At 47.6% G+C, this 11,826-nt stretch carries 14 protein-coding genes; all 14 read right to left on the reverse strand.

The annotated features are described in order from the left end of the window. Positions 1-55: 55 nt before the first annotated feature. On the reverse strand, positions 56-1,954 hold the full coding sequence (gene dxs / locus MKY98_RS15530) for a 1-deoxy-D-xylulose-5-phosphate synthase (RefSeq protein ID WP_029517266.1): 1,899 nt from the start codon (positions 1,952-1,954) through the stop codon (positions 56-58). A 107-nt stretch (positions 1,955-2,061) separates the two neighbouring features. Beyond that, complete coding sequence (locus MKY98_RS15535) at positions 2,062-2,985, reverse strand: polyprenyl synthetase family protein (protein ID WP_069012726.1); 924 nt, start codon at positions 2,983-2,985, stop codon at positions 2,062-2,064. Continuing rightward, the gene (gene xseB, locus MKY98_RS15540) at positions 2,957-3,217 is read right to left on the reverse strand and encodes an exodeoxyribonuclease VII small subunit (protein WP_013310814.1); all 261 of its coding nucleotides are present in this window, start codon (positions 3,215-3,217) and stop codon (positions 2,957-2,959) included. The genes MKY98_RS15535 and xseB overlap by 29 nt, the downstream gene beginning before the upstream one ends. Next, positions 3,207-4,571, reverse strand: a complete 1,365-nt coding sequence (xseA, locus tag MKY98_RS15545) for an exodeoxyribonuclease VII large subunit (RefSeq protein WP_081317622.1) — start codon at positions 4,569-4,571, stop codon at positions 3,207-3,209. The genes xseB and xseA overlap by 11 nt, the downstream gene beginning before the upstream one ends. Positions 4,572-4,583: 12 nt before the next feature. After that, the gene (folD, locus tag MKY98_RS15550; protein WP_029517261.1) at positions 4,584-5,441 is read right to left on the reverse strand and encodes a bifunctional methylenetetrahydrofolate dehydrogenase/methenyltetrahydrofolate cyclohydrolase FolD; all 858 of its coding nucleotides are present in this window, start codon (positions 5,439-5,441) and stop codon (positions 4,584-4,586) included. Positions 5,442-5,478: 37 nt separating this feature from the next. Next, on the reverse strand, positions 5,479-5,928 hold the full coding sequence (gene nusB, locus MKY98_RS15555; RefSeq protein WP_013310817.1) for a transcription antitermination factor NusB: 450 nt from the start codon (positions 5,926-5,928) through the stop codon (positions 5,479-5,481). A 136-nt stretch (positions 5,929-6,064) separates the two neighbouring features. Continuing rightward, positions 6,065-6,298 carry a DUF2273 domain-containing protein gene (locus MKY98_RS15560; protein WP_023989248.1) on the reverse strand — a complete coding sequence of 78 codons (234 nt, stop codon included), beginning with the start codon at positions 6,296-6,298 and terminating at the stop codon, positions 6,065-6,067. Positions 6,299-6,313: 15 nt separating this feature from the next. Continuing rightward, the gene (gene amaP / locus MKY98_RS15565; protein ID WP_029517260.1) at positions 6,314-6,853 is read right to left on the reverse strand and encodes an alkaline shock response membrane anchor protein AmaP; all 540 of its coding nucleotides are present in this window, start codon (positions 6,851-6,853) and stop codon (positions 6,314-6,316) included. A 73-nt stretch (positions 6,854-6,926) separates the two neighbouring features. Further along, positions 6,927-7,340, reverse strand: coding sequence for an Asp23/Gls24 family envelope stress response protein (locus MKY98_RS15570; RefSeq protein WP_029517259.1), 414 nt, complete (start codon positions 7,338-7,340; stop codon positions 6,927-6,929). A gap of 125 nt (positions 7,341-7,465) precedes the next feature. Then, positions 7,466-8,809, reverse strand: coding sequence for an acetyl-CoA carboxylase biotin carboxylase subunit (gene accC / locus MKY98_RS15575; protein WP_029517258.1), 1,344 nt, complete (start codon positions 8,807-8,809; stop codon positions 7,466-7,468). Between the two features lie 61 nt (positions 8,810-8,870). Beyond that, positions 8,871-9,362: an acetyl-CoA carboxylase biotin carboxyl carrier protein gene (accB, locus tag MKY98_RS15580; protein WP_029517257.1), complete on the reverse strand. Its 492-nt coding sequence runs from the start codon at positions 9,360-9,362 to the stop codon at positions 8,871-8,873. A 138-nt stretch (positions 9,363-9,500) separates the two neighbouring features. Beyond that, positions 9,501-10,325 (reverse strand): SpoIIIAH-like family protein, encoded by an 825-nt coding sequence (locus MKY98_RS15585; RefSeq protein WP_029517256.1) that lies wholly within the window; start codon positions 10,323-10,325, stop codon positions 9,501-9,503. A gap of 62 nt (positions 10,326-10,387) precedes the next feature. Further along, complete coding sequence (spoIIIAG, locus tag MKY98_RS15590; protein ID WP_029517255.1) at positions 10,388-11,029, reverse strand: stage III sporulation protein AG; 642 nt, start codon at positions 11,027-11,029, stop codon at positions 10,388-10,390. A 16-nt stretch (positions 11,030-11,045) separates the two neighbouring features. Further along, entirely contained in the window at positions 11,046-11,816 is a 771-nt protein-coding gene (gene spoIIIAF, locus MKY98_RS15595) for a stage III sporulation protein AF (protein ID WP_029517254.1), read from the reverse strand. Positions 11,817-11,826: the final 10 nt, after the last annotated feature.

Consider the following 11,826-nt stretch of genomic DNA (forward strand, 5'->3'; position numbering starts at 1 on the left):
CAGGCTGCTCTTGTCATACTTTTTATAAACGTCATGGTCTTCACTTCAAGTTACCCTATACAGATTGTCCCATGCCATATGCTGGCTCAGCAGCCCATTTACGCAACTTTAAGCATACATCTTCAATGGTGAGACCTACTTCAGCACGCTGCTCTTTGATGGAGCCATGCTCCACGAACAGATCGGGAATCCCCATTAGGCGCACCTGTGCCTCTTGTATTTCGGCTTTAGCGTAAAATTCCAGTACAGCGCTACCCAAGCTTCCTGCTTCAGAAGCTTCTTCCAATACGATCAGCTTCGTATGCTGACGAGCCAGCTCACGCAACATATCCTCGTCCAAAGGTTTCAGGAAACGAGCATTCACGACGCCCACTTGCAAACCTTCCCGTTTCATCGCCTCCGCAGCCTCTGTCGCCACCTGGAGCATCGGTCCTGATGCAATTACAGCAAAGCCCTCACCCTTACGCAGGAGCTCCCAACTGCCGATGGGAATAGCCTGTAATTCTTTATCCAACGGCACGCCAACCACATTAACACGTGGGTAACGATAAGCAATTGGACCATCTTCATAGTCGAGCGCTGTTTTCATCATATGACGTAGCTCGTTCTCATCCTTTGGCATCATAAGCACAAGATTGGGGATATGACGTAAGAATGCCACATCAAACACGCCATGATGAGTTTCCCCGTCAGCCCCAACAAAACCTGCACGGTCAATCGCGAACATTACGTTCGCATTATGACGACAGATATCATGCACAATCTGGTCATAAGCACGCTGCATAAAAGTGGAGTACACCGCAAACACCGGCTTCATCCCTTCCATTGCCAACGCAGCACACATGGTAGCTGCATGCTGTTCAGCAATGCCGACGTCAATCATACGGCTAGGAAACTCTTTACTAAACGGTACCAAACCTGATCCGCCAGGCATAGCGGGTGTGACCGCAACGATGCGCTCATCCTGCTCAGCCAGCTCAATCAACGTTCGACCGAAAATTTCCGTATACATCGGATTACCTACAGCTTTGAGTACCTGACCCGATTCAATTTTGTAGGGACTGATTCCATGCCATTTGTGTGAATCTGCTTCCGCAGGTTTATAGCCCTTGCCCTTGGTGGTTACGACATGCACCAATACAGGGCCAGTGACATTATCAGCCTGCTGGAAGGTTTCGATTAGCTTCGGCAAATCATGTCCGTCCACTGGACCGAGATACGTAAGTCCCAGCTCTTCAAACAGTACACCAGGCACCATCATATATTTAAGACTGTCCTTGACACGGCCAGCCGATTTGGCAAGTTTACCGCCGATCGCGGGTATTTTTTTCAGCAAAACTTCCAGCTCATCTTTTGCCCGCAAATAATGGCGGTCCGAGCGGATTTTACTCAAATAATTATGCATGGCCCCTACATTAGGTGCTATGGACATTTCGTTGTCATTCAGAATTACCATTAAATTTTTGCGCTCATGTCCGATATGATTCAACGCTTCGAAGGCCATCCCCCCAGTCAGCGCGCCGTCTCCGATCATTGCAATGACTTTATTGTCCTCGCCCTTCAAATCTCGAGCCAAAGCCATTCCCATTGCGGCCGACAGAGAAGTGCTGCTATGACCGGCTTCCCAAACATCATGCTCGCTCTCACTTCTTTTTACAAAACCACAAAGTCCATCACGCTGACGAAGTGTATCAAAACGGTCCATTCGCCCTGTCAATATTTTGTGTACGTAGGCTTGGTGCCCAACGTCATAAATCATCTTGTCCTTCGGACTGTTATAGCAATAATGCAGGGCGATCGTGAGCTCAACCACTCCCAGATTCGATGCCAGATGCCCCCCAGTCACGGACAGCTTCTCAATCAAAAAGCTCCTGATTTCCTCGGCTAGAGAAGCCAACTCCTCAACCGACAGTGATTTCAGATCGCCTGGTTGCTTTATGTGTGGAAGCAGCACGCATATCTCCCCGCTTTCCTTCAAGTTTGTGAGTAAAGTTAACAAGTATTATATCACACTTTTTGACTGTGCTTAAACGCAGACAAGTCAAAACAGCTCTAACGCAACTAATGATCACGCTTCATCAGGTAATCGGCTATCTCCAGCAAACGAGAAGAATCGGGGATACCACTCTCTATTATCACTCTTTTAGCAGATGCGGTGAGTTCCTCTACCTGCTGCAAAGATGCGTCCATACCAATGAAATACGGATAGGTGACCTTCTCTTGTTCAACATCACTTTGCGTTTTCTTACCCATTTTACTCTCATCGCCTATGAGGTCCAGTATATCGTCCTGTATCTGAAAAGCCAGCCCCAAATCTCGTCCAAAGCGTCGAAGCGCCTCTAATTGACCCTTGTCCGCCCCACCAATCCGTCCACCTGCCAAGAGCGAGAAAATAATCAAATCAGCCGTTTTATGAAGATGGATATATTCCAGTTCCTCGATCCCCGTCATTCCTTGCTCGCCTGACATATCGGCGACCTGTCCGCCTACCATGCCCCGCGCGCCACTCATTTCGGACAAATCCTCAACTATGGACAATAGCGAATCAGACGAAACACCGTGACGCCGTCCTGCTTGCACAATACTGTAAAAGGCATGGGTCAACAAAGCATCACCCGCAAGGACGGCAACCGCCTCGCCGTATACCTTATGATTCGTCAGCTTACCTCGCCGATAGTCATCATCATCCATGGCTGGCAAGTCGTCATGAATGAGGGAGTACGTATGTACCATTTCTACCGCACATGCCACTGGCAGCGCAGCTTCCCTGCTTCCACCGAATGCTTCAGCAGCAGCGATCACAAGCAGAGGCCGCAGCCGTTTTCCGCCTGCGGTGAGTGAATAATTCATGGATTCTCGAAGAACATCGGGAATGTCCCAATCGGCCGGGAATTGCTCGGTCAGTGCGGACGAAACCGCATCCGTCGTCCCGGTCAAATATTCCTTGAACGACGGTCTATTCAAGTCCTTCACCGCCGTTTTCATCCAGTCCCCCACCAAAAGGCTTCTTGCGCAAATCTCCATCCTCTTCCACGATCATTTCAATTTTACGTTCAACCTGCTCCAGCTTCTGACTGCAAAGTTGAGACAACTTCATCCCCCGCTGGAACAAATCAATGGCTTGCTCCAGAGGAACGTCTCCATGCTCCAGTTGTCCGACAATTTCTTCAAGAGCAGCCATAGCCGCTTCAAAATTCAATTCCGTTTCATTCGCCACCGTGCTTCGCGTCCTCCTTCATTCCCCATACTTGGCAGTCCAACTGCCCATCACTCACTTTAATCTTGATGGAATCTCCCGGCTGTACGTCTTTGAGCGACTTAATCAGCCGTTTTTCCTGCTCATCGTATACCAAGCTATAGCCTCGGGCCATGACTTTGAGTGGGCTCAGCGCATCCAGTTGACGAATTCCCGTGTGCAACTGCTGCCGTCCCGTTTTCGTAATAGCACGCATCGCAGACTCCAGCTGACGTTGCGCCATATCCGTCTGCTTGCGTGCTGAACGAATTTGTTCACGCGGATTAAACCGTTCTAGTACCTGACGCATACGTGCGTTCTTTTCTGCGTTCAAACGAGAACGGTTACGCGCTGCGCGGATTAGACGCTGATGCAGCATGTCCATTCGCTCTGCATGCTGTAGCATATAGCGGCGTGGGTGCAGCAGGACTGGTGAACGCTGAAGCCTCGCCAAGCGTACACGGCTGGTTTCCAGCCGCTGCCGGAGGGCGTTACGCAACCGTTGCTCCCGCTGGAGCAGCTGATCCCGTAGCTCTGCCTGATTAGGCACGGCCAACTCGGCTGCTGCGGTTGGCGTTGCCGCACGTAAGTCAGCCACAAAATCGGCAATGGTAAAATCCGTTTCGTGTCCAACTGCCGAAATAACTGGAATGACCGATGCGTAAATGGCGCGCGCAACCGCTTCCTCATTAAACGCCCACAGTTCTTCCAACGAGCCACCTCCCCGTCCGACAATCATCACCTGAACCTCTTGCATACGATTCATAGTTTCAATTGCCTTGACGATCGAGGGGGCGGCACCTTTTCCTTGTACAAGCACAGGATACAACACAATTCCAGCCTGCGGGTATCGCCGTTGAAGTGTCGTAATAATATCACGCACAGCCGCTCCAGTCGGTGACGTAATCACGCCAATGGTTACTGGATGGGCAGGGAGGCTACGCTTACGAGCAGTATCAAACAGTCCCTCTGCATCCAGCTTTTGCTTGAGCTGCTCGTAAGCTAAATAAAGGCTTCCTATACCATCAGGCTGCATTTGAGTCGCATAAAACTGATATTGTCCATCTCGTTCGTACACGGATACGTTTCCCCGGGCAATAACACGCGTACCTTCTTTCGGTACGAAAGGGAGCCGCTGATTATGGGTTGCAAACATAATCGAACGTATGCGGCTCCCCTCATCCTTGAGCGTAAAGTACATGTGACCACTTGAATGATGCGTAAAATTAGAAATTTCCCCGCGTATCCATACATCAGACAGCACCTGATCCGACTCCAATTTCATCCGGATATAACGATTCAGGTCCTTTATAGAGTAAATACGTTGTTCAGCCACAGGCAGCTGTCCTTATGCCAAACCGTGCGACCGCTTGGCCGCTACGAGCGTATTTTGCATCAGCATCGTAATTGTCATCGGCCCTACTCCGCCGGGAACAGGCGTAATCGGACCAGACACTTGCTTCACGCTCTCAAAATCAACGTCCCCCGCCAGCTTTCCGTTTTCCAGACGGTTCATCCCTACATCTATCACTACCGCTCCGGGCTTCACGAACGAAGCATCAATAAAGTTGGCTTTGCCGATCGCAACGACTAAGATATCTGCTTGTCGACTTAGGTCCGCAATATTCGCTGTACGGGAGTGGCACATCGTAACCGTAGCATTTTCACGCTGCAACAATAAAGACACTGGCTTGCCCACGATATTACTGCGACCAATAACTACCGCATGTTTACCGGCTATCTCCACTCCAGCACGCTTAATTAACTCAATGACTCCAGCAGGAGTACAAGGCAATAGACTATCGTCACCGATGACCAAATTCCCTACGTTCACCGGATGGAATCCATCCACATCCTTCTCCACTGCAATCGCGTCAATGACAGCTTTTTCATGAATATGCTTTGGCAACGGCAGTTGCACCAAAATTCCATGGATGGTACTTTGATGGTTCAGCTTGTTTACCAGTTCCAGTAATGCTTCCTGCGAAGTATCTGCTGCCAACCGGTGAACCTCGGAGTAATAGCCGAGATCATGGCATGCCTTTTCCTTGTTTTTAACATACACTTGCGAAGCGGGATCTTCGCCTACCAATACAACAGCCAGTCCGGGTTGAAAGCTGTGCTCTTTCAAACGAATGACCTCTTGCTGAATGCTTGCGCGAATATCCTGAGAGATTTGTTTACCATCAATGATCGGTGCTGACATGTTTTACCACTCTCCAACCTGATTCAGTAGTCTCTACTTAAAAACGTGCTTTCAATTGCTCCAGTTCTTGTATCACTCGCCCCAGTACGCCATTAACAAATTTACCGGATTCCTCGGTACCAAAGTGCTTCGACAACTCAATCGCTTCATTAACAGCTACCTTGGCTGGAACATCCTCACGGAAAATCATCTCATATGCCGCAAGCCTTAAAATTTGACGATCTACACGTGAAAGCCTGCTGATCTGCCAGCCTTTAAGATAATCCACCAGCAGCCCATCAATGGCTTCCTTGTGCTCCCACGTACCCCGCACATGCTCCAAGACATACGCTCTTAACACTGCTGCATTTTTAACGACAACTTCCGCTTCGTTTTCCTCAGCGGCTTCCTGAAGCAACATGTCCACGGCTGCTGCCGCATCCACTTCATTCATTTCCATATGGTACATACTCTGTACCGCTAATTCCCTCGCCAGACGTCTTTTCATGCCCTGCCTCCTACGCTTGCCTATATCTATTTTTCATTCTAACCAATTTCCACAAAAAAACCTGTGAACGCATCCTCCAAAACGTTGGGCGCAAAGAAGCTACAGCTCTATTTTTGGAGAACACGTATCACAGGGTTCATTTAAAAGGACGCCAACGTTGCGACAACCAATCGCCCCATTCCTTCCAAGGGAGGAATGAACCGAGCGCTGAATCGCTACGTCTTCCTAGCGTATATCCGATGAACACCATCAATGCAAAGAACAACATATTCCAAAAGCCTGCCCACAAATAAATAAAACCGAAAAAAATACCAGCCGTGATCCCCATGATCCGGCCCTTGTAACTTCCCCATATTTCTTTCCAGGGCATCAGGGAAAATCACCTCTATTCCACACGACTCTTAAAGCTGGGTGACTGAGAAACATTAGCGATGTACACCGATACATTGGACACAGGAATTCCTGTAATTTCTTCCACATGATCGTGTACCCCCTTTTGTACCTCGGAGGTTAACACCGGAATGGAGCTTTCCCCGTCTACAACCGCCCGAATCGTAATATCAAGTCCCGAATCCAACACACGAACGCGTGCTTTCAAATCCTGCATCCCGCGAAATCGGGAAGCTGCTTTGAGGCACAGATTTTCAATGGTATCCACTGAAATCTGAATGTCACCGTATTCCGTTCGTTGATCAATAGAATGCTGTACGGTTTGGTTCCGTCGAATAGAGATATAAAAAAAACGAAGACTCAATAACAACAGAACCCCTGCAATAATCAGGCTGGTAAACCACACTACTCGCTCATCCTCAATACTTAAAACATACGGAATGGCCCCGCTCAGGAGGAGGATAGCGAGAATGGAAATAATTCCGATACTTAAGCTGTACAAGAACAGCAGAAGTCTGTCCATAACTTTAGCCACGAAACGCACAGCCTCCTTAAATTAGAGTAAACCCTCGACCCATAAGGGTCGGGGGTTTGTACAAAGTATCGCTCTATTTAACCCGTCCGGCGCCCAGCACTTCCGGCTCTTCTACTTTATCGGCATTTTTGAATTGAACATCATGAATTTGCACGTTCACTTCAACAACGTTAAGACCTGTCATGTTCTCAATCGAACGCTTAACATTATGCTGAATAGCAGCAGCCACCTCAGGCAGACGGTTACCGTACTCAATAATGACGGAGACGTCTACAGCAGCTTCACGCTGTCCGACTTCCACTTTTACACCTTTAGATAAATTTTTGCGGCCTAGCAGTTCGGCAAACCCACCAGCAAATCCGCCACTCATTCCCGCCACGCCCGGTACCTCAACGGTAGCCAGTCCGGCAATGACTTCAATAACTTCTGGGGCAATTTGAATCTCCCCAATTTCTGTACGTTCGAATTCGGTTGGCACTGTGCTCATACCTTCAACACCTTTCGGTCAAAATAAGTTTCATTCCAGCTTTAGATTTCAAAGCAGACATGCTCACTTATTATCCATACTATATCATTTGGCGTTCATTATGACAAACGGAGGAAATATACCGATTAAACTTCGTTTTCCTCCAAAAATTTAATATCAAAATCGCCTTTAATAAAGGTCGGATGCTCTAGCAAGCGCTGATGAAAAGAAATCGTTGTGGGTATGCCCTCAATAGCAAACTCAGTCAAAGCCCGCTTCATTTTGGCAATTGCATCCTGCCGTGTAGGTGCCCACACAATCAGCTTGGCGATCATAGAGTCATAATAAGGAGGAATGCTATAACCTGGATATACTGCACTGTCTACCCGTACCCCAGGACCGCCTGGAGGCAGATAAAATCCGATTTTACCCGGTGCAGGCATAAAATTACGATCCGGATCCTCAGCGTTAATACGGCACTCTATCGCCCAACCATTGATGGTGACTTCTTCCTGCGTAAAGGAAAGCGGATGCCCTTCAGCGACAGAAATCATTTCCTTAATCAGGTCTACACCAGTAATCATTTCTGTTACGGGATGTTCTACCTGAATACGTGTATTCATTTCCATGAAATAGAAATTGTTGTCCGGGCCGAGCAAAAATTCGAGAGTACCTGCACCAGAGTATTGAACGGCCAAAGCTGCACGAACAGCTGCCTGACCCATTTCTTCACGGACATCCTGCGAAAGTACAGGACATGGTGCTTCCTCCAACAACTTCTGACGACGACGCTGCACAGAGCAGTCCCGTTCGCCCAAATGGGCAACATTACCATGCTTGTCCGCTATGATCTGTATTTCCACATGTTTCATACCGGTCAAATATTTTTCTAGGTACACACCCGCATTGCCAAATGCTTTTTGCGCCTCCTGCTGAGCGGTAGTGATTTGCTGAATGAGGTTATCCTCATCTTCGGCGATACGAATACCTTTACCTCCGCCTCCTGCTGTGGCCTTGATAATTACCGGATATCCGATATCACGTGCGATGCCGATCGCATCCTGCAAATCCTCAACCAGCCCGTCTGAACCCGGAATAACTGGAACTCCGGCATCCTTCATGGTCTGCTTAGCTACGGCCTTATCTCCCATTTTGTTAATGGCTTCAGGAGAAGGACCAATAAACGTAATATTACACGATTCGCAAATTTCAGCGAAGTCTGCGTTTTCCGCCAAAAATCCGTAACCTGGATGAATGGCATCACATTCAGTCAATGTAGCAACGCTCATCAGATTCGTAAAATTAAGGTAGCTGTCCTTAGATAGCGTCGGTCCGATACAGTAAGCCTCATCTGCGAGACGCACATGTAACGAATCCTTGTCAGCTTCCGAATATACAGCAACTGTCGAAATATTCATTTCGCGGCAAGCGCGAATGATACGAACCGCAATTTCTCCACGATTCGCAATCAATACTTTTTGAAATGTCATGACTTTATCCTCCCTGGGAGCAGTCTTGCCGAACCCTCAAAAGAGGGTGCAAACAAGCTTTTTACTCCGGTTTCACAAGGAACAATGGCTGGCCATACTCGACCAACTGTCCGTTTTCGGCCAAAATTTCCACAATTTCGCCCTTCACTTCAGCTTCCAGCTCGTTCATCAGCTTCATCGCTTCAATGATACATACCGTTGTTTTTTCGCCCACTTTGCTGCCGATACTCACATACGGAGCCGTATCCGGTGATGAAGAACTATAGAAAGTGCCTACCATCGGAGATACGATTTTATGTAGATTGCTTGCATATTCCCTCGGTTCTCCAGCAGTTGTAGATCCAACATCGGACTGTACTTGTGGATTTGGAATAACAGCTTGTGGTGCCACTGCATAAGCAGGTGTTGCCACAGGAGCCTGTACTGTAACGATTTCGCTTTTGCCCGGTTTCCGGATCAACAAGCGAGTTCCTTCATTTTCAATTTCAAGCTCATGCACAGACGTTTCATCCACCAGCTTGATCAATTCCTTAATCTCGCTTAATTTAAACATCTCTATTAATCACTCCTTCAGCATTTTGCCGGTTGCTGATAACATTGTTGAAACAGCTTTATGTATTATATCACAATCATTAAAAATAGAAAGAGCCCGGAATAATGCAGAAATCCGGGCTTTTTCGCGTTTTTTGTCTTATTGTGTAACATATTGGACACTGATCTTATCCTGCGTTACATTCAGTTCCTTCATGACTTTGTCGACAATTGTTACCGCTTGCTTAGCATCCAATTTTTCACTCAGAACCACTACTTTGTATTTATCAGCGTCTTCCTCACGGACGACCGCATTGGCGAACTGTTGCTGAAGCTCTTCTTCAATTCCAGTAATTTTAGCCTGCTTATCTTCAAGTACATGTAATTCCTTTTGAGCCTCCGCAGCTTTCTTTGGTGTGCTGTCGTTCATTGCGGTAGTCAGTTCATCATTTTTCTTCTGATTTTCCACGTCCCGTTCCAGCAAATAGTTGTCAATCACAGCTGCTGCTGTAGGTTGGGCAGCTTGATCAGTTGCCACTTGATCCAGTACCTGCTGGTCGGTTTTGGCTGTAGAGGCTGCTTTGTCGTCATTTTGTGCTGTCGCGTCCGTCTTAGTCGCTGTTGTGTTTTGATTGGATGTCGCCGGTTCAGTAGTAGGGGTAGCTGCCGTACCTTTGTCGCCTTTTGAGTTTTCTGTTGCTGGGTCAGTTGTAGAAGCCGTATCCGACTTTGTGGAATTTGCTGATGCTCCATCAGTTACTTCTCCATTCGTCACTACTTCGTTTACCTTCAGTTCGTTCAATTGTTCCTCTGCCTTCGTCGTTGCTTCCTGTGCGGCATCCTGCTTAACCTTGCTCACTTGTTCACTATCGGCTACTGGTGGATTTGCAGGGCTTGAGTCCTCCGTAAACAAATAATACGCAGACAGCACGACCATTAAACTCAGCATGGACACCAGCCAAACGGTTTGTCTTTTATTATTCATGTTCCGTCCTCCATATTCATTAATGGTTTAAAATATAAACTTCTTTGTTCCTGAATTCCAAATTATCCCTGCTTGCGCGGTACGACTGAAATTTTGTAGGAAGGTACATTTAGCCCCTTCTGTACAGCATCGACAATTAGCTGCTTCACTGTAGGGTTTTCTGCCCCCATAGCCACAACAAGCACTCCCCTCACCTGCGGTTTTACTTTTTTTGTCACAATCGGGGTGTGCTGACCACCAGATGATTCATAGGTGACAATTTCGCCATCACGTGTATATTGAGTAGTGTGCCGTTGTCCACCATTGGCGTCCGTCTCATTGTTCTCTTCCTGCATGTCCTTTACATTGCGTTGAACGATAACTTCTTCGGTGGAGTCTACCGTAACCATGACATCAACGGTTCCTACGCCAACAATCTGCTCCAGCATCTGTTTCATATTGTCCTCAAAAACCTTCTCAATCCCGGCAAAAGAACTTTCTTCACCTGTTGTTGTCTCTAACGTAGGCTCATTTTTCATCACGCCAGGCGGCTCACGCCCTACGTTTTCTGGATCAACCTTTTTTACATTAACGAATGAATTAAAGAGCATAATCGCTACACCGATAAGGCCAAGAATAAGCAACCAACGAAATGAATTGAACCTTTTCGCCCCATCCGCCCCTCCACCCAGCCATTGCTCCAGCTTTTTCAGCCATTTGCTCATTTCTGCTCACCTCCTGTTACCATTCATGTGTTCCATCCTGCGAAGAAAGCACCTGAACATTTTTGCTATCTATCCCCCATTTTTCACGTAAAAGTCCTGTAATTAAGCCAAATGCTTTCGTATCTGTTGGCTTTCCGTCCTCAACAGTTTTGTCAGGATTACGATCATTCTCTCGCGTTCCTTCATTAAAATCTGAAGTTTTTGCATGTGTTGGCTCTACACGAATATTCACTGTCTTTTCGGTTACAGGCTCCACCATAATCGGCTTGACATCTGCACCAGGCGAGACGTCTGTGTTTTTCTTTTCTTTTTCTGGCTGCTGTTCTGCCAATTGGACCACTACCGACTGGACACCCGTTCCTGCCTCCAGCCCTGATTCCTCCTGTTGAATCTTTGCAAGGGTAACCTGGACCGACTGAATTGCTAACCCAGTATACTGTTCCAACTGTCCTTTCATTTCCTTAGCTACCTCTTTGCCAGCCCATTGCATGGAGCTTTGTTCTTGCTGTAGCTTTAACTGGCTGCCTTTTGCTAGAATCTCCTCCAATGTCGGTTCCCTCTTGCCTGTCTCAGCCTGACGTTGAAGATCCAATGCTCGCCCTAGAACCTCGGAAGGACTGGTACTCAGTAAGCGCACGACCGGAGACAGCAACGTCAGCAGAATAAGCAGGCTGAGAACGAGTTTGACATACCTCTCCATAGATCGGCTCGGTAAGATCATATCGACAAAAGAAGCCAGCAACACGATTAGCACCAGTTCCTTGAGCCAGCCTGCCAGCCAGGTCACGTCACTCTCC

The sequence above is a fragment of the Paenibacillus sp. FSL M8-0228 genome, assembly GCF_038007385.1.
Classification (GTDB): Bacteria; Bacillota; Bacilli; order Paenibacillales; family Paenibacillaceae; genus Paenibacillus; species Paenibacillus polymyxa_D.

What these genes read in the sequence shown, in the direction of transcription:
- MKY98_RS15535 (WP_069012726.1), bottom strand. Translation starts at nt 2,985, where the DNA reads ATGAAAACGGCGGTGAAGGACTTGAATAGACCGTCGTTCAAGGAATAT.
- folD (WP_029517261.1), bottom strand. Translation starts at nt 5,441, where the DNA reads ATGTCAGCACCGATCATTGATGGTAAACAAATCTCTCAGGATATTCGC.
- nusB (WP_013310817.1), bottom strand. Translation starts at nt 5,928, where the DNA reads ATGAAAAGACGTCTGGCGAGGGAATTAGCGGTACAGAGTATGTACCAT.
- MKY98_RS15560 (WP_023989248.1), bottom strand. Translation starts at nt 6,298, where the DNA reads ATGCCCTGGAAAGAAATATGGGGAAGTTACAAGGGCCGGATCATGGGG.
- MKY98_RS15570 (WP_029517259.1), bottom strand. Translation starts at nt 7,340, where the DNA reads ATGAGCACAGTGCCAACCGAATTCGAACGTACAGAAATTGGGGAGATT.
- accC (WP_029517258.1), bottom strand. Translation starts at nt 8,809, where the DNA reads ATGACATTTCAAAAAGTATTGATTGCGAATCGTGGAGAAATTGCGGTT.
- accB (WP_029517257.1), bottom strand. Translation starts at nt 9,362, where the DNA reads ATGTTTAAATTAAGCGAGATTAAGGAATTGATCAAGCTGGTGGATGAA.
- MKY98_RS15585 (WP_029517256.1), bottom strand. Translation starts at nt 10,325, where the DNA reads ATGAATAATAAAAGACAAACCGTTTGGCTGGTGTCCATGCTGAGTTTA.
- spoIIIAG (WP_029517255.1), bottom strand. Translation starts at nt 11,029, where the DNA reads ATGAGCAAATGGCTGAAAAAGCTGGAGCAATGGCTGGGTGGAGGGGCG.